The 17,830-nt window shown below is 60.7% G+C and carries 12 protein-coding genes and 2 pseudogenes; 7 read left to right on the forward strand and 7 right to left on the reverse strand.

Annotated elements, in window-relative coordinates:
• Positions 1 to 169 precede the first annotated feature (169 nt).
• On the forward strand, positions 170 to 1,693 hold the full coding sequence (locus HKD46_RS11115) for a fumarate hydratase (protein WP_010674897.1): 1,524 nt from the start codon (positions 170 to 172) through the stop codon (positions 1,691 to 1,693).
• 119 nt (positions 1,694 to 1,812) lie between these two features.
• On the opposite strand, the gene HKD46_RS11120 is transcribed toward HKD46_RS11115, so the two are convergent.
• Positions 1,813 to 1,959, reverse strand: coding sequence for a hypothetical protein (locus tag HKD46_RS11120; protein ID WP_171865436.1), 147 nt, complete (start codon positions 1,957 to 1,959; stop codon positions 1,813 to 1,815).
• A 73-nt stretch (positions 1,960 to 2,032) separates the two neighbouring features.
• Positions 2,033 to 2,512: a cell division inhibitor gene (locus tag HKD46_RS11125; protein WP_010674896.1), complete on the reverse strand. Its 480-nt coding sequence runs from the start codon at positions 2,510 to 2,512 to the stop codon at positions 2,033 to 2,035.
• 234 nt (positions 2,513 to 2,746) lie between these two features.
• Here HKD46_RS11125 and HKD46_RS11130 point away from each other — a divergent pair, with 234 nt between their 5' ends.
• Together HKD46_RS11130 and HKD46_RS11135 are read left to right on the forward strand one after the other, a co-directional pair.
• Positions 2,747 to 2,944, forward strand: a complete 198-nt coding sequence (locus HKD46_RS11130; protein ID WP_005323525.1) for a DUF4250 domain-containing protein — start codon at positions 2,747 to 2,749, stop codon at positions 2,942 to 2,944.
• Positions 2,945 to 3,337: 393 nt separating this feature from the next.
• Complete coding sequence (locus tag HKD46_RS11135) at positions 3,338 to 5,812, forward strand: glycogen/starch/alpha-glucan phosphorylase (RefSeq protein WP_043155186.1); 2,475 nt, start codon at positions 3,338 to 3,340, stop codon at positions 5,810 to 5,812.
• A gap of 64 nt (positions 5,813 to 5,876) precedes the next feature.
• On the opposite strand, the gene HKD46_RS11140 is transcribed toward HKD46_RS11135, so the two are convergent.
• The 3 genes from HKD46_RS11140 to trxC form a co-directional block, all read right to left on the reverse strand.
• Entirely contained in the window at positions 5,877 to 6,443 is a 567-nt protein-coding gene (locus HKD46_RS11140) for a cytochrome b/b6 domain-containing protein (protein WP_081844077.1), read from the reverse strand.
• A gap of 201 nt (positions 6,444 to 6,644) precedes the next feature.
• Entirely contained in the window at positions 6,645 to 8,033 is a 1,389-nt protein-coding gene (locus HKD46_RS11145) for a DASS family sodium-coupled anion symporter (RefSeq protein WP_043155181.1), read from the reverse strand.
• Between the two features lie 154 nt (positions 8,034 to 8,187).
• Complete coding sequence (gene trxC / locus HKD46_RS11150) at positions 8,188 to 8,628, reverse strand: thioredoxin TrxC (RefSeq protein WP_010674892.1); 441 nt, start codon at positions 8,626 to 8,628, stop codon at positions 8,188 to 8,190.
• 153 nt (positions 8,629 to 8,781) lie between these two features.
• Between trxC and HKD46_RS11155 the strand changes: the two genes are divergently transcribed.
• The 3 genes from HKD46_RS11155 to HKD46_RS11165 all read left to right on the forward strand — a co-directional run bounded on the left by HKD46_RS11155 (position 8,782) and on the right by HKD46_RS11165 (position 15,317).
• Positions 8,782 to 11,580, forward strand: a complete 2,799-nt coding sequence (locus tag HKD46_RS11155; protein WP_045524566.1) for a response regulator — start codon at positions 8,782 to 8,784, stop codon at positions 11,578 to 11,580.
• A 139-nt stretch (positions 11,581 to 11,719) separates the two neighbouring features.
• Complete coding sequence (locus HKD46_RS11160; RefSeq protein ID WP_029314593.1) at positions 11,720 to 13,456, forward strand: ABC transporter transmembrane domain-containing protein; 1,737 nt, start codon at positions 11,720 to 11,722, stop codon at positions 13,454 to 13,456.
• Between the two features lie 109 nt (positions 13,457 to 13,565).
• Entirely contained in the window at positions 13,566 to 15,317 is a 1,752-nt protein-coding gene (locus HKD46_RS11165) for an ABC transporter transmembrane domain-containing protein (protein WP_049636011.1), read from the forward strand.
• 55 nt (positions 15,318 to 15,372) lie between these two features.
• On the opposite strand, the pseudogene HKD46_RS21625 reads toward HKD46_RS11165, so the two are convergent.
• Positions 15,373 to 16,250: pseudogene (locus HKD46_RS21625) on the reverse strand (hypothetical protein).
• Positions 16,198 to 16,554, reverse strand: a complete 357-nt coding sequence (locus HKD46_RS21375; RefSeq protein WP_010674886.1) for a hypothetical protein — start codon at positions 16,552 to 16,554, stop codon at positions 16,198 to 16,200. The pseudogene HKD46_RS21625 and the gene HKD46_RS21375 overlap by 53 nt, the downstream one beginning before the upstream one ends.
• A gap of 141 nt (positions 16,555 to 16,695) precedes the next feature.
• Here HKD46_RS21375 and HKD46_RS11175 point away from each other — a divergent pair.
• A pseudogene (locus HKD46_RS11175) lies at positions 16,696 to 17,549 on the forward strand (IS5 family transposase).
• The last annotated feature ends 281 nt before the right edge of the window (positions 17,550 to 17,830 follow it).

Genomic DNA, 17,830 nt, shown 5'->3' on the forward strand with positions numbered 1-17,830 from the left:
CGGTTCGGGTGGTCAAGCGTATCATGGCCGCCGGCATTTTTAAGAAAAACACCGTTATAAAAACACGCCGCAGTCTGCCGGCTCCAGGTGCATTTGCCACCTGCCGAAGGCCCGGCTCATATGGAAGCCCTTGCTCGCGCAAGCGATAACAAGGACCAGTGAGGATGATATGAGCATCATTAGAAAACAGGACTTTATCGATTCCATTGCTGACGCCCTGCAGTACATCTCCTTCTACCACCCCCTCGATTTCGTGCAGGCCGCCAAGGCCGCCTATGACCGCGAGATCAACCCGGCCGCCAAAGATGCCCTGGCCCAGATTCTGATCAACTCCCGCATGTCTGCCGAAGGTCATCGCCCGCTCTGTCAGGACACCGGTATCGTCACCTGCTTCGTCAAGATCGGCATGCAGGTACAGTGGGACAGCGACATGACGGTCCAGGAGATGGTGGATGAGGGCACCCGCCGCGCCTATACCAATCCGGACAACCCGCTGCGCGCCTCCGTGCTGGCGGATCCGGCCGGCAGCCGCAAGAACACCAAAGACAATGCCCCCGCTGTCGTGCACATCGACATGATCCCGGGCAACAAGGTGGAAGTGAGTATCGCGGCCAAGGGCGGCGGCTCCGAAAACAAATCGAAGATGGTGATGCTCAATCCCTCCGACGACATCGTGGAGTGGGTGCTCAAGACGGTGCCGACCATGGGGGCTGGCTGGTGCCCGCCCGGCATGCTCGGCATCGGCATCGGCGGCACCGCCGAGAAGGCGGCGGTGCTCGCCAAGGAAGCTCTGATGGAGCACATAGACATCCAGGAGCTGATTGCCCGTGGTCCCGAGACCACCGAAGAGAAGCTGAGGGTCGAGCTCTATGACAAGGTCAACAAGCTCGGGATCGGTGCCCAGGGGCTGGGCGGCCTGACCACGGTGCTGGATGTGAAGGTGAAATCCGCACCGACCCACGCCGCCTCCAAGCCCGTGGTGATGATCCCCAACTGCGCCGCCACCCGTCACGTGCATTTCGAACTCGATGGCTCCGGCCCGGCGGAGCTGACACCCCCCAGGCTGGAAGACTGGCCGGAGATCACCCGTGAGTCCGGTGGCAATGTGCGCCGGGTCAACGTGGATGGCATCACCAAGGCAGAGCTTGCCAGCTGGAAGAGCGGTGATACCGTGCTGCTCTCCGGCAAGATCCTGACCGGCCGCGACGCCGCCCACAAGCGCATCGCCGACATGCTGAAAAAAGGTGAAGGACTGCCGGAAGGGGTCGATTTCACCAACCGCTTCATCTATTACGTGGGCCCGGTCGATGCGGTGCGTGACGAGGTGGTCGGCCCGGCTGGCCCCACCACGTCCACCCGGATGGACAAATTCACCGACATGATGCTGGGAGAAACCGGCCTTATCGGCATGATCGGCAAGTCCGAGCGCGGCCCCAAGACGGTCGAGAGCATCAAGCAGCACCAGGCTGTCTACCTGATGGCGGTGGGCGGCGCCGCCTATCTGGTAGCGAAAGCCATCAAGAAGGCGCGCGTGGTGGCCTTTGCCGATCTGGGGATGGAGGCCATCTACGAGTTCGAGGTGGAAGACATGCCGGTCACCGTGGCGGTCGACTCCCAGGGCAACAACATCCACGAGACCGGCCCGGCCTACTGGTCCGCCAAAATTGCCGAGCTGGAGACCAAGCTGGCTTGATCAATCGGACTTCGATGCAAACGGAGGGCGATTAGCCCCCGTACAGCAGCATGTTGAAAGGCGACCCTCGGGTCGCCTTTTTTTGCGGGCCCCATTTGACGGTCTGGGCCTGAGCAAATTTACTGCTGCTGTGCTGCTGTGCTGCTGTGCTGCTGTGCTGCTGTGCTGCTGTGCTGCTGTGCTGCTGTGCTGCTGTGCTGCTGTGCTGCTGTGCTGCTGTGCTGCTGTGCTGCTGTGCTGCTGTGCTGCTTTGTCTTTGTCGCCATGGCATCCCGGGTCGGAAGCCTGGATAACCCGGTGGGCAATGCCGGCGCATTGGCTGTCACGCCGAAGGGGCGATCAGTGGTTCAGGTAGATATCCTGGCCGCCGTAGCTCAGTGCCCCACCCAGAGGGGTTGCGGGCTCGAAGAAGCGGGTCAGGACACCGGCACGCTGGCCCAGGGTGCTCAATGTGCTCCGGTCCAGGGCGACCTGTTCGGGCAGCCAGGTCAGCACGGCGGCGCAGTGACCATTGATCAGGCTCTGCTCCAGCAGGCGCTGCCAATTCTTGATCTTGGGGGCGTGCACGACAAGCACCCTGGCAGGATTGATCCCTCTGGCCTGCAATTGCGCGGCGGCGGGCAGACCGGGCGGGGCGACGAGCAGGATCCAGCCACTGTCAGACTGACTCAGTTGCCCCAGGGCATCCAGCAGCGGCGCTTCCTGATGGAGAGGGCCGCGCCGCTGCTCTTGTCCCATCTTGCTCTGATGACGAGTGGGCCAGGTGGTGATCAGACCGGCAGAGGAGGAGGGGGGGCAAAGATTCAGGGGCTGGCTCATATGTCGTTCCTGTATGAATAACCATGCTGTATGCGCATACAGTAGTTCTGTTCGCAAGGAGTGACAAGTCATTTGTGGCTAAAAGTGTGAGCCGATTAACAGGAGATGACTTTAACTACATGATTAAAAAGGATATTTATATCTTCCTTATACAGGGTGTTTTTTAACCTGTAGACAAACTTCGGGTCGGCGCTCATGGTTATACAGTCCTGTATAGGGAGAGGAGGGAGCGAGATGGACGTTAGTACCTTGCAACGACTGGATGCGAACATTCTGCTCGGGATCATCAACGAGAAGCTGCGGCTGGAGTGTGATGGTCTGGAAGAGCTGCTGGCTTACTACGACATGACAGAAGATCAGCTGGCTACCCGTCTGCAACAGATCGGGTATCACTACGACCCTATGAGCAATCAGTTCAAGGCACATGGTTAATTGAAATCAAAGGGTGCTCCGATTGGGGCATCCTTTTTATTACCTGACGAGGGGGTGTGAATTGAAAGCGCTTTCAATTTCTCCCTAGTCGGCGGTTATTTTCACGTATTTTCAGTCACAGGCAATCATTGAAAACCTATTCATGAAACTATCTTTTTTGTTTTCTTATATCACTATGATTTAAAACGAAATTTATATTTCATTCAGGCTGGCTCAAGGAAAGGGTTTTCATGGTGAAACTGTCATTTTTATGCGTTAAAGTGTGACTCACGTTAACTTTTAAACCCTTGGCTTTAGCTAGTATGCCCCCGCCGGAGCATATTCTGAGATAACAACAGCGCCGGTCCACCCGATGGGATGACATTTTTTATTTGTAACGAAGGAAAATGGTTTATGGCTACCAAGAAGAAGACAGACCAGGATCTCCAACTGGATAAAGATCAGCTCAAGGCGAGTATCGTGCGTCACCTGCGTTCTACCTTGGGTACAAGCGAACAGAAAGCCTCTCCGGATGCCTGGTGGAAAGCGACCGCTGCCGCCGTCAATGAACAGGTGTACGAGCGCCTGACCCGTACTCAGCAGGCTCACTTCAAGAAAGATACTCGTGCGATTCACTATCTCTCTGCTGAATTTTTGATGGGGCGTTTGACCTCCAACAACCTGCACAACCTCTCCCTCTACAAAGTCTGTGAAGAGGCGCTGGGTGAACTTGGTCTGGAACTGACCGATCTGTGTGAACAAGAGCCTGACATGGCCCTTGGCAACGGCGGCCTGGGTCGTCTGGCTGCCTGCTTCATCGATTCCCTGGCCACTCTGAACTACCCGGCGGTGGGCTATGGCATCCACTACGAGCACGGCCTGTTCCGTCAGGAAATTCAGGATGGCCGTCAGATCGAGCGTCCGGACTCCTGGCGCGAATATGGCAACCCCTGGGAGATCTGCCGCCCGGAATCGGTGCAGGAGATCCCGCTCTACGGCTACGTGGAGACCGTCTTTGGTGACAAGGGTGGCCTGAAGAAGGTGTGGCACGCCGGTCGCAAGATCAAAGGGGTGCCCTGGGACATTCCGGTGGTCGGCTTCGGTGGTCACACCGTCAACATCCTGCGTCTGTGGGAATCCCGCGCCTCCGAGTTCTTCGACTGGGACGTGTTCAACGCCGGTGGTTATATCGACTCCCAGGCCGAGAAGGCCCAGGCCGAGACCATCTCCAAGGTGCTCTACCCGAACGATGAGACCGACGCCGGCAAGGAGCTGCGCCTGATCCAGCAGTACTTCTTCTGCGCCTGCTCCATCAAGGACATCATGCGTCGCTACAAGCGGGTGCATGGCAGTGACTTCAGCAACTTTGCCGCGCAAATCGCCATCCAGCTCAACGATACCCACCCCACCGTGGCCATCCCCGAGCTGATGCGCGTGCTGGTGGACGAAGAGGGGCTGAACTGGGATACCGCCTGGGGCATCTGCTATCAGGTCTTCTCCTACACCAACCACACCCTGCTGCCGGAAGCGCTGGAGAAGTGGTCCGTCAGCCTGTTCGAGAAGGTACTGCCCCGTCACCTCGAGATCATTTATGAAATCAACGCCCGCTTCCTGAACGAGCTGGTGGAGCCCAAGTGGCCGGGCAACGATGCCATCAAGGCCAAGCTCTCCATCATCGAAGAGGGTGACGTGCGCAAGGTGCGTATGGGCAACCTGTGCGTCATCGGCTCCTCCAAGGTGAACGGCGTGGCCGAGATCCACTCCAAGCTGGTGAAGGAAGATCTCTTCCCCGAGTATGCCGAGCTGTGGCCCGAGAAGATGTGCAACGTCACCAATGGTGTGACTCCCCGTCGCTGGCTGCTGGCCTGCAACCCGGAACTGGCCGAACTCTACAACGAGGTGGTGGGCAAGGAGTGGCCGCTGCAACTGGACAAGCTGCGCAGCGTGGTGAAGTTTGCCGACGACAAGGCGTTCCAGCAGCAGTTCATGACCATCAAGCGCCACAACAAGGAGAAGCTGGTCAAGGTCATCAAGGCGGAAACCGGCATCGACGTGAGCGCGGAGGCGATCTTCGACGTCCAGATCAAGCGTCTGCACGAGTACAAGCGCCAGCAGCTGAACCTCATCCACATCATGGCGCTCTACCGTCGCCTGCTGGCGAACCCGGACTATGACATGCATCCGCGGGTGTTCATCTTCGGCTCCAAGGCGGCGCCCGGCTACAAGCTGGCCAAGGACATCATCTACGCCATCAACAAGCTGGCGGAGCGGGTCAACAACGACGCCCGTATCCAGGGCAAGCTGAAAGTGGTGTTCATGCCGAACTACCGCGTGAGCCTTGCCGAGAAGCTGATCCCGGCGGCGGATGTCTCCGAGCAGATCTCCACCGCAGGTTACGAAGCATCCGGTACCGGCAACATGAAGATGGCGCTGAACGGTGCCATCACCATCGGGACGCTGGATGGAGCCAACATCGAGATCGCCGAAGAGGCGGGTGCCGAAAACTGCGCCATCTTCGGTCTGAATGTGGACGAGGTGAAGTCCCTGAAGGCGCGCGGCTACAACCCGTATGACTTCTACTACGCCAACTCCGAACTGAAAGCCGTGCTGGACTGGTTTGATACCGACTACTTCACGCCGGGTCGCCCGGGGGAACTCTCCTCTATCAAGCGTTCCCTGCTGGAAGGGGGAGACCCTTACCTGACCCTGGCGGATTTCGAGTCCTACTCCGAGGCGCACAAGCTGATCGACGCCTGGTACCGGGATCCGGCCCTGTGGGCGAAGAAGGCCATCATCAACTCGGCCACCATGGGCAAGTTCAACTCCGACCGCTCCATCCAGGATTACGTAGACCGGATCTGGAAACTGACGAGCTGCAGCGTCGGCTGATGTCTGCTCCAGTGAAAAACCCCGCGATGCGGGGTTTTTTTTCATCTGTCGGGTTGAGAGAGGCTCAGGGCCTGTCGACCACCCGGGTGTCCGCCGGCACCCGTTTCTTGCCGGTGATCATCGCCCTGACGAGATCGCCCCGTACCAGGCGATCCAGGGCGATGACGGCCAGTACATGGACGAAGATGGTCACCTGCAGCCCCTTGGCAAAGAACTCGTGGATCTCTTCCATGCGATGGGTGCCGGAGAGCGGCCCGTATTCGGTCATGATCCCGCTGGCGGCGGTGCCGACAAGGCAGGTCAACAGCAGCAGTATCATCAAGGACCCCAAAGGATTGTGACCGGCATAGTAGGGGTGGCGCCCCTTGATCGTCTCCTTGAGATAGGTGATGACGCCGGTCGGTGTCGGCAGCCACTGGGCGAAGCGGGCATGATAGGAGCCGATGAATCCCCATACGATGCGCAGTGCCAGCAGTCCGGCCAGCGCATATCCCGCATAGCGGTGGTTGCGCGCCCCCTCTTCAAGGATGAAGAGATTCAGCACGCACAACAGCACAGTGGCCCAGTGAAATCCCCTGACCACCGGATCCCATACCATGATTTCACGGTTGTTCTGCATCGTCTTTCCCATGAGGTGATCCCCTTGTCGTGATGTCCATGATCATCGCCATCGTCAGCCATGGCTGCGTGATGGCCGTTGTCAGCATCATGGAGGTGATTTCTTAAGTGCGAGTTAATGTCGCCGTGATGTCACGGGTAGGGAGTGCGGTGGTTTCGGGGCGAGAAAAAGCCCCGGCGATGCGGGGCTTGGAGGGGCATTAGGGGGCGAACCTCAGTGGAGGATATCCCCCATGAAATAGGCCAGCATGGTCAGGATGACGGTGAACACCAGGTTCAGTACCAGGCCGGCCCGCATCATCTCCCGCTGCTGGATATGGCCGCTGGCGAAGACGATGGCGTTGGGGGGCGTGGCCACCGGCAGCATGAAGGCACAGGAGGCGCCGACGGCGATCAGCACGGAGACCACGATGGGGGAGACCCCCAGAGCCTCGGCCACCCCGGCGAACAGCGGCACCAGCAGCGCGGCGGTGGCGGTGTTGGAGACCAGCTCGGTCAGGAACACCACGAAGGCGGCCAGGCAGAGCAGGATCACGAAGATGGGCATGGAGGAGAGGCCGCTGGAGAGGTGCTCCGCCAGGAAGGCGTTGGCCCCGGTCTGCTTGAGGATGGCGCTCAAGGTGAGACCACCCCCGAACAGCAGCAGCACGCCCCAGTCGGTGTTCTGGTTGATGTCATCCCAGCTGGCGACCCGGCTGACGGCGATGGCCAGGATGGCGCCCATGGCGATCAGGGTATCGAACTGGGGAATGCCGCCCAGTGCCTTGGCAAGAGGCTGGGATCCAATCCACAGCAGCACCGTGGTCAGGAAGATGGCCAGGGTCACCTTGCGCTGGCCTGTCCACTCGATGGTGACCTGCTCGGTGCTGACCTGGTGGGAGAGATTAGGACGGGTGACCAGATAGAGCAGGCCGATGCCTACCGGCATGAAGATGATCACCACGGGGATGCCGAACTCCAGCCAGTCGGTGAAGCCCAAGCCCATCTGAGCGGCGGCGATGGCATTGGGGGGGCTGCCCACCAGTGTGCCGATGCCACCGATGCTGGCGCTATAGGCGACGCCAAGCAGCACGAAGACCAGGGTGCGGCGCTCCTTGTGAACGTCCAGCCCCTTCAGCATGCCGAGTGCCAGCGGCATCATCATGGCCGCGGTGGCGGTGTTGCTGATCCACATGGAGAGGGCGGCCGTGATGGTGAAGAGCACGATGGAAGCCCAGCCCAGGTGTCCCTTGGCGAGCTGCATCACCTTGCCGGCGATCTGGGTGTCGAGTCCCTGCTTGGAGAGGGCTGCCGCGAGGGCAAAGCCGCCAAAGAAGAGGAACAGGACGGGGTTGGCAAAGTCGGTCAGCGACTTGCTCATGTCGAACACCCCGAGCAGGGTGGCGAGCACCGGGATGGAGATGGCAGTGATGGTGATGTTCACTGCCTCGGTCAGCCAGAGGATGGCGATGAAGATCAGGATGGCCAGCCCCTTGTTGACCATGGGGTCAAACGGGAGCCATGCCAGCATGGCGCAGAGCAGGAGCAGATCCAGGATGACGATCCCGGACTTGATGTCCAGCCAGCGTGAGGGGGGAGTCGGAGGTACAGCCGATGTGTGCATAACGTTCTCTCGGTTAATTTATGGTTGTTGTTGTGATGCCGAGGTTACATATATCCCCCTGTTTGAAACAGGGGGATATGGTCAAATCATGTGGCGACTCACAGAGTCAAGTGAAAATGGATCTTCAATCAAACAGAAATGAAACATTTCATTTTCATTTGACGGGGGAGGTGAAGGAGAGCAGCCACTCCTTGAACAGGCTCTTGGGCAGGGAGCCGCTGCGCTGTGCCAGGATCTCCCCCCGCTGGAAGACCATCAGGGTAGGAATGCTGCGAATGCCATAGCGACCTGCGATGGCGGCCTCCTGCTCGGTATCGAGTTTCACGAAGCGAAGGCGGGGCTCAAGCTCCCGGGCGACCTCCTGAAAGACGGGGGCAAACTGCAGGCAGGGGCCACACCAGCTTGCCCAAAAGTCCACCACCACCGGGATGTCGGACTGGATCAGGGCATCGAAGCTGGCCTGACGCCCCGCCACCGGGGTTTGTTCGAAGAGGGCGTGACGACAGCGGCCACACTTCGCGTTTGAGTCTGCTTTTTCGACAGGCAGGCGGTTGCGGGTAAAGCATTGGCTACAATAGGTGGTGACAAGTGACATAATTGCTTCCTTATTTCATGGCCCGGCAACATCTTTATTGCAATCAGAGCGCCGACTAACGGTAACATAGCACTCAGTGGTTTTTCACAGTTGGCCTCCGGCCGTGACCTGATGTCACCGGATGGCCGACCATGACATGAGAATCGAGACGGGATGAAGAGTGTTGCACGGGGCAATCGTGTTGTCTTTGGCCTTATCATCGTATCGCTGGTGGGCTTTTCTGCCTATTGCTGGCAGTTGCTCAGCCAGCAGCAGCGTGCCTTCGATTTGAGCGTGGCGGCTGAGATGGTGCTCAATCGGGTCAATACCGATACCGTCTATCTGCTGGGGCGCGAGAAGGCCAGCGATGGCAGCGTACAGCAACGCCTGAGCCTGCTTTCCAGTCACCTGGACAGGTTCGTCAGGCTGGTGCACGAGGATCCGGAGTCGGTGGACGACCCCGGCTCCCAGGCGTTGCAGCGGGACATCGACGGTTATCTGCTGGATCTCGCCAGGCTCTACACCATGGAGATGACCATCGAGTATCTGGCTCCCCGCTTCCAGGGCCAGCTCAAGGCGTTGCAAGGCACCCTGCCGGTCGGTGAGGCGCAGTACCGCGACCTGACCGAACTCATGCGCCTGCACCACTACCTCAGACGTAGCTGGGATCAGAACGAGCAGCGACAACTGTTGCAACTCCAGCAGCACCTGCTTGACCGCTATGGCGAGCAGCCGAGGGTCGCGGCCCTCGTCCGGCTGGGCCAGGAGTTCAATCAGCAGGTGATGGAGTACCATCGCCTGCGCAATCAGGTGGTGGAGATGAAGGGGCTGAGCTCACTGCCCGCCTGGAAGCAGAGCAAGCTGGAGCGGGCCTCCTCCCTCAAGAGCCGCTTCTACCTGATGGTGCTGGGGGGGGCGCTGCTCTGCTTCTCGCTAGTGGCCGCGACCCTGTGGCGTCGCAACCAGAAGCTGAGCGAGCTCTCTCGCCATGCCGCGCTGCTGGCCCAGGCCAAGAGCGACTTCCTGGCCAACATGAGCCACGAGATCCGCACCCCCATGAATGCCATCATCGGCTTCAGCGCCCTGGCACTGCAAACCAGTCTGGATCCCCAGCAGCGGGACTATCTCAACAAGATCAAATCCTCGTCGGACACCTTGCTGCTGCTCATCAACGACATTCTGGATCTCACCAAGGTGGAGTCCGGCAAGTTGACCTTGGAGGAGATCGACTTCGATCTCAGCGAGCAGCTCGACTCCCTCGCCGCCATGTTCGCGGATCTGGCGGAGCGCAAGCACATCGAGGTCATCATCAACAAGTCTCCCGCCGTGCCCGACTTTCTGCGCGGGGATCCGCTGCGCCTCGGTCAGGTACTGGTCAACCTGGTGAACAATGCCATCAAGTTCACCGAGCGGGGCGAGGTGGAGGTGGCCATCACCCTCACCAGCCAGCATCCCATGCGGGTCTGTTTCAGCGTGCGGGATACCGGCATCGGCATCGCCCCGGAGAAGCAGGCCCAGCTGTTCCAGCCCTTTACCCAGCTGGAGGCGGGCAATACCCGCAAATATGGCGGCTCCGGGCTTGGCCTCAACATCTCCCAGCGCCTGGTGGGGCTGATGGGCGGGGAGATCACCGTGCAGAGCAAACCCGGGGTGGGCTCCACCTTCCTGTTCGAGATCCCCATCTCCCAAGCGGTGTACGGGGTCTCGGGGCGCCGGGTCTTCTTCGATCACCAGCCCCTGATCCTGATGATGGATGACAATGAGCTGGTGCTGGAACTGGCCAAGGACATCCTGGGGCGGGCGGGGGCGTCCGTCATCACGGTCAACAGCCTCTCCCGCGCCCGTCAGGTGCTGCGTGAAGAGGGGCATCACATCCGCCTCGCCATCCTCGACTGGCGCATGGGTCAGGAGGATGGCCTGGACTTGGCCCTCGAGATGTACCAGCACAGCCAGTGGCGGCGCCTGCCTGTCCTGATGACCAGCGCCTGGTCCAGGGAGGGGCTGCACGGGCGGATGGAAAGCATGGGACTGACCCACTTCCTGGCCAAGCCCATGACCGAAAACGCCTTGCTGGCCAAGGTGGACGAACTGCTCAACGGCAGCTCCCATGACAGCAAGGTCCGCCAGGCGGAGGCACAGGGGGATCAGCAGCAGTTCCGGGAGCTGCTGCGTGGTACCCGGGTGCTGCTGGCCGAGGACAACCGGGTCAACCAGCAGCTCATTCTGGAGTACCTGCGCCGGGTGGAGGCCAAGGTCACCGTGGTGGACAACGGCCGCGAGGCGGTGGAGCAGGTGGCGGAGCAGCCGTTCGACGTCATCCTGATGGATCTGCAGATGCCGGTGCTGGACGGGCTGGATGCCACCCGCCAGATCCGCAAGATGGTGGACAAGCATGATGTGCCCATCATCGCCCTCACCGCCAGCGCCATGCCGGGGGACAGGGAGCGCTGCCTTGGCGTCGGCATGAACGGCTATGTCACCAAGCCGGTGAGCAAGCTCGATCTCTACAACAACCTGCTGCAATGGGTGAAGAGCAGCGGCGGGGAGCCCAAGGTGCCCATCGAGGTCAAGCCGCCGGCCCTCATGGGCGTGCTGGATCTGGAGGATGCCCTGCGCCGGCTGGAGCATGACAGGGAGGCGCTGCAGATCCTCTTCAAGCTGTTCCTCTCCGAGCACAAGGACGATCTGTGGGACATCCGCACCGCCCTGCGTCGCCAGCAGCCCGAAGTGGCGTGCCGCTTGCTGCATACCCTGAAGGGGGTCTCGGCCAACATCTCCGCTTCCCGCCTGCAACTGCTGGCCGGGGAACTGGAGTGGCGGCTGCGGCTGCAGGAGGAGCTGAGCGAGGGGGAGCTCAACCAGTTGCAGCAGGTCTTTACCCAGACCCGGGAGGAGGTCTCCCACTTCCTGCTCACCGGGGAGCAGCAGGAGTCGGTCGCTTTCCCGTTTTCGCCCCCCGACAAGCGGCTCTGAGGGAGGGCAAGATAGCAATCGTTCTCAAGTCACCCGCTTCAGGCTATGATGACCCACTCGTTCGCCCCCGCCAGGGGGCGATTGTATTGAGCTTCTCTTCATGATCACGCGGCAGCGCGCCGCGACCAAGGACTTCTCTGTGAGCGTATTTTTGCGGCTTGGCTGGTTTTTCAAGGATCAGTGGCGGCGTTATCTGGTGGCCATCTCCCTGCTGATGCTGGTGGCCCTGTTTACCGTGATCCCCCCCAAGGTGGTGGGCTGGGTGGTGGATGGCATCGCCAAGGGTGACCTGGACAGCGGCACCCTGACCGGCTATCTGGCGGGGCTTTTTGGCCTGGGACTGCTTATCTACCTGCTGCGCTACGTGTGGCGGGTCATGCTGTTCGGTGCCTCCTACCGGCTCGCCTACGTGCTGCGCAACCGGCTGTTCAGCCACTTCACCCGCATGAGCCCGGATTTCTACCAGCGCCACCGCACCGGTGATCTGATGGCCCACGCCACCAACGACATCCAGGCGGTGGAGATGACCGCAGGGGAAGGGGTACTGACCCTGGTGGACTCCTTCATCGTCGGCATCCTGGTGCTCTCCATCATGTGCAGCCAGTACTCCTGGCAGCTGACCCTGCTCTCCCTGCTGCCCCTGCCGGTGATGGCCTTCTTCATGAACCGCTTCGGGACCCAGATCTACAAGGAGTTCAAGGCGGCTCAGGGGGCCTTCTCCCGCCTCAACAACAAGACCCAGGAGGCCCTCTCCGGGGTGCGGGTGCTCAAATCCTACGCGGTCGAATCCCTAGAGGACGAGGGCTTTGCCGAGCTGACCCGTCAGGCGGGGGAGCGCAACATGGCGGTGGCCCGCATCGACGCCAAGTTCGACCCCGTGATTTACCTGTGCATCGGCTGCTCCTATTTTCTGGCTGTCGCAGGGGGCAGCGCCCTGGTGCTGCAAGACAAGCTGACTCTGGGGGAGCTCACCAGCTTCACCATGTACCTCGGCCAGCTCATCTGGCCCATGTTCGCCATCGCCTGGCTGTTCAACATCATCGAGCGGGGCAGCGCCGCCTACTCGCGCATCGAAAGCCTGCTGGGGGAGCACAGCGACATCGAGGAGCCGGCCCATCCCATGGCGCTGGCCTCGGCCTTTCCCCTGCGGGTGCTGGGGCTGGGCTACCGGCTGGAGCAGCGCACCCTGTTGCAGGGGGTGGATGTCACCCTGCAGGCTGGCGCCATGCTGGGGATAGTGGGACGCACCGGGGCAGGCAAGAGCTCCCTGCTCAAGCTGCTGATGCGCCTGGCCAACCCCACGGCCGGGGAGATCCGCATGGGGGAGGTGCCCATCTCGCAACTGTCGCTGGGTGAGCTGCGCAGCCAGTTTGCCTATGTGCCCCAGGAGCCGTTTCTGTTCTCCACCACCATCGCGGCCAACATCGCCCTGGGCCGCCCCGAGGCGAGCCGGGAGGAGATTGAGCGGGTGGCGCGCATCGCCTGCGTTCACGACGACATCAGTCGCTTCCCCAAAGGGTATGAAACCGAGGTGGGAGAGAAGGGGGTGACCCTCTCCGGCGGTCAGAAGCAGCGTCTGGCCATCGCCCGCGCCCTGCTGCTGGATGCCCCTATCCTGGTGCTGGATGACGCCCTCTCGGCGGTGGATGCCCACACCGAGCAGCAGATCCTGCTGGCCCTCAAGGTCCACAAGCGCACCCTGGTGCTGGTGAGCCACCGCATGACGGCGGTGGAGCAGGCGGACGAGATCCTGGTGCTGGAACAGGGCGCGATCAGCGAGCGGGGCCGTCACGAGACCCTGATGGCCAGGAACGGCTGGTACGCGGACATGGTCCGCTACCAGCGCCTGGAGCAGGACGTGGAGGAGAGCCTGTGAACAGGATGACAAGGCCCCTGGTTTCCTTCACCCCCCGCCCGGCTCCCGCGAGCGGAGAGGGGAGCAAAGAGAGTCAATTCCCGTGGAACGTTGCGCTGGAGGCAAGTCTGTGAATCCAACCATCAAACGGCTGCTCGCCTACTGCGCCAGCTACCCCCGCTGGCTGGTGCAGGCGGGCATCTGCCTGCTGCTCGCCACCGGCGCCGAGGTGGCGGGTCCCTTGCTCATCAAGCTCTTCATCGATGACTACCTGGCGCCGCGCCGGCTGGAGTGGGGCATCATCGCCGCCCTTGCCGCCGGTTATCTGGGGTTGCAGGTGTTGTCGGCGGCCGGCTTCTACCTGCAATCCCTGCGCTTCAACCGCATCGCCCAGGCGGTGGTGCAGCGTCTGCGCGAGCAGGTGTTCGCCACCGCCATCCGCCTGCCTGCCCGCTATTTCGACAAGCACCGCTCGGGCTCCCTCATCTCCCGCATCACCAACGACACCGAGGCGATCATGAACCTCTATGTCCAGGTGATAGGGCTCCTGGTGCAAAAAGTGGTGCTCCTGTGCGGCATCCTGCTCTCCATGGCGCTGCTGGACTTTCACCTGATGCTGGTGTGCGCCACCCTGCTGCCGGCGGTGGGGGCCGTGATGTGGCTCTACCAGAAACTGAGCGTGCCCGTGGTGCGGGCGACCCGATCCTTGCTCTCCGACATCAACAGCCGTCTCAACGAGTCGTTGCAGGGGATGCCGGTGATCCAGGCCATGGTGCAGGAGCGCCACTTCGCCATTGCTTTTGCGGGGGTGAACCAGCAGCACTGGCAGGCGCGGATCAAGAGCCTCAAGATCAACGGCATCCTGCTGCGCCCCCTCATCGATCTCTTCTACATGATGGTGCTCATCGGTCTGCTGGCCCTGTTTGCCCACGAGGGGCTGAGCACGGCGGGGGCCATTCAGGTGGGGGTGCTTTACGCCTTCATCAGCTATCTGGGGCGGATGATCGAGCCCCTCATCGAGATGACCAACCAGCTCAACCAGTTGCAGCAGGCCATGGTGGCGGGGGAGCGGGTATTCGCCCTGCTCGATGAAACCCGCGAGAGCACCGACGGGGAGGTGCGCCCCCTGGAGGGACGGGTACGCTTCGACGGGGTGGGCTTCTCCTACGACGGGGAGCAGCAGGTGCTGCAAGATGTGAGCTTTGCCACCCGGCCGGGCCAGATGCTGGCGCTGGTGGGCCACACCGGCAGCGGCAAGTCCACCATCATCAGCCTGCTGATGGGTTTCTACCCCCTGGATCGGGGGAGCATCCACTTCGATGATCACCCCATGAACGGCCTGGCTCTCTCGGCGGTGCGCCGCAGCATCGGCCTGGTGCAGCAGGATCCTTTCATCTTCGTCGGCACCCTGGCCGAGAACCTGCGCCTTGGGCGTGACGGCATCGAGGATGGGCGGCTCTGGCAGGCCCTGGAGGAGGTGCAGCTGGCCGATTTCGTGCGCCGCCTGCCCGATGGCCTGGCCACCCTGATGGAGGAGGGGGGCAAGAACCTCTCCGCTGGCCAGCGCCAGCTGCTCTCCTTTGCTCGCGCCCTGGTGGGGGATCCGCGCATCCTCATCCTGGACGAGGCGACCGCGAGCGTGGACTCCCAGACCGAGCTCGCCCTCTCCCAGGCGCTCTCGGCGGCACGCCGTGGCCGCACCACCATCGCCATCGCCCACCGTCTCTCCACCATTGTGGATGCCGATGAAATCCTGCTGCTCTCCCGCGGGTGGGTGAGCGAGCGCGGCACCCACGGCGAGCTGATGGCGCTGGGGGGGCATTATGCCCAGCTGTTCGAGATGCAGAGCCAGGGGGCCTGGCTTGAAGAGAAACGGGCCTGAGGCCCACCTAAAAAAACAGCCGGCATCTGCCGGCTGTTTTTTTTGACAGGCAGGGTTACACCGTGACCTTGCTGCGGCTGACCAGCTTGGGCTCCAGGGGCGGGAAGTCATCGTTGAAGAAGGTATCCGCTTCTTCAATTTGTGCCTTGCGCTGCTTCTGGATGAAGTTGTCGAAGTCGCGCTTGATCTCGGGGTCCTTGAGGGCCTCGTAGTCGAACACGTTGGCGGCATAGAGGTAGTTGAAGTAGATGTCGACGAACTCGGCGCTGGCACAGGCGGAGGTGAACTTGCTGTTCTGGCGGTCGAAGTTGACGCGGTACTGCTTGATCTTCGGCACATAGACCAGCTCGTTGCCCACCTTGAACACTTCCACTGTGACCCCCACCGTGATGGTCTTGTGAAGTCCTTGTTGTTCTCCACCCCGAAGCGGATGGCATCCCCCTGCTTTTGCAGGAACTTGTTGAAGCTGGCCAGCGCCGTGGTGCCCTGGCTCACCACCACGTCCATGATGAAGTTGATGAAGTCGGTGGCGATGCTGAGCCCCTTGATGTGGCGGCTGTAGCTCTGCTGATCGATCTTGCTCGGCCCCATCAGGGGGATCTTGGAGAGGGCCCTGGCCCAGAGATCCGCGTCCGTCTTGTACTGCTCGCCATAGGCTTCGGCGTAACGGTTGATGTAGGCGGTGACCACGGAGGTGATGGCGATGAGGTAGGCCTTCTGTTCCGCCAGCTTGGCCATGACTGCGGGATCGTCCAGCAGCTCGTTGGCCACGATGAACTCCACCAGGCCGTCCTTGTCGGCATAGGGATCACTGCCCACCGCCCGGACGGTGTCGGGCAGATTGACGTCGTTGAAGAAGGCCTCGGCCTCGGCGAACTGATCATGGTTGCTCAGGCGGTTGGCCGGTGCCTCGCGCACCAGCTGGCAGAGCACCAGCTACGGCCTCGTAGTCCGACTCGCGCCACAGGGGGGCCTGCAACTGGTTGCCGAAGGTCTTCTTGTAGGCGAGGTTGAAGTCAAACAGCACCGAACTGCAGCCGCAATCCATGGCGAAGTCGACGGTGTAGCTCAGCGGCCCGGTGGGCAGGGGCTTGCTCATCTTCCCCTTGGCGCTGAGGTTGGCATAGCACTTGAGGTACTCCCGGCCAAACAGCTCGTAGGCACGGTTGTTGTTGAAGTTGAGCTGGAAAGTACCGGCGCTCTCGCCCCCGTTGAACAACTGTTGCACGTGACTCATCTCTCTATCCTTATGGTGAGATTGGTAGACGGGTTGACCCGGTGCCGAGTGGCTACTTCCTGGCCAGCAACAGCCTAGGCTGTGTTCTTAAAGTGATGAAGATATAATCTCACATCTTCTCAACAGCTTAAGATCCATTCCGTGTCCCACCGTTATCAGCTGACTGATGCACAATGGGGGCTTATCGAGCCCCAGTTTTCTTCTCGAAGCCTGATCGGGCGCCCTACCCATGAACCGCGCCAAGTGCTCGATGGCATTCTCTGGATACTCCACACCGGAGCTCCTTGGCGAGACCTTCCAGAACGTTTCGGACCATGGAATTCGGTCTACAACACCTTCCGGCGTTGGCAGGATGCAGGCCGGATTGATGCCATTCTGGAAGCGCTGCAACTCAAGCTCAATGAAGAAGGGCTCATCGATTTCGACCTGTGGTGCCTGGACGGCTCCAATGTCAGGGCATCCAAAGATGCTGCCGGAGCGCGTAAAAAAACACTCCGGTGAATCAAGCACTTGGTCGCTCTCGTGGTGGTTTTGGCAGCAAAATTCACTTGGTCACTGATGGTAATGGTTTACCGCTGGGGTTCTGCCTTTCGCCGGGGCAATCAGCGGAAATCAGATATGCGACAAGTGCGTTGGCCATGGCAAGGATCCCGACTTCATCAGGCCGTTATCGCACGTGACCAACGCATCTTGCCGCAGATAAGGCCTATAGCAGCAGGGCTTTGCGGGCCGAACTCCGGCGCAGAGGGATAAAAGCAGTCATCCCGCAGCGCAGCGACCAGCAGCGGCACCATAAGGGACGACCTCTAGTATTAGACAAAGCTCGTTATCGCAGGCGAAATGTGGTCGAGCGGTGCTTCGGATGGCTGAAGAAGTTTCGCCGATTCTCAACGAGATATGAAAAGCTGGCGGGAAGTTTTGCTGCTTTTATCAAGCTGGCTTTCTGCCTTCGTTACTTACGAGAGCTATTGGTGGACAGAAAACCAGCATTTTGAGAACACAGCCTAGCGAGGGAGAGGGGGTTTGGTTACTGCGAATAATCCCAGTGGCGGGGGCGGGATCCTGGGCTAGCCCCCAGACGGGGAGTATTTCTCGTTGTGTTTCATTCGGATATGGCCGTCATGGTCCCGTCATCCGGGGCGGGACCTTGAAAAAAATCGGAAAAAGGGAAAAGAGAGGGGCGACCCGGGGTCAGGAAAGGCCGGTTTTATCATTTGCCAGGCAAATAGAACCTGGCCATTGCATGAATTTTGCAAATACCCTTTGGGGGGCCGCT

This window comes from Aeromonas sp. TW 6, assembly GCF_013168745.1.
In the GTDB taxonomy this organism is placed as follows: Bacteria; Pseudomonadota; Gammaproteobacteria; order Enterobacterales; family Aeromonadaceae; genus Aeromonas; species Aeromonas caviae.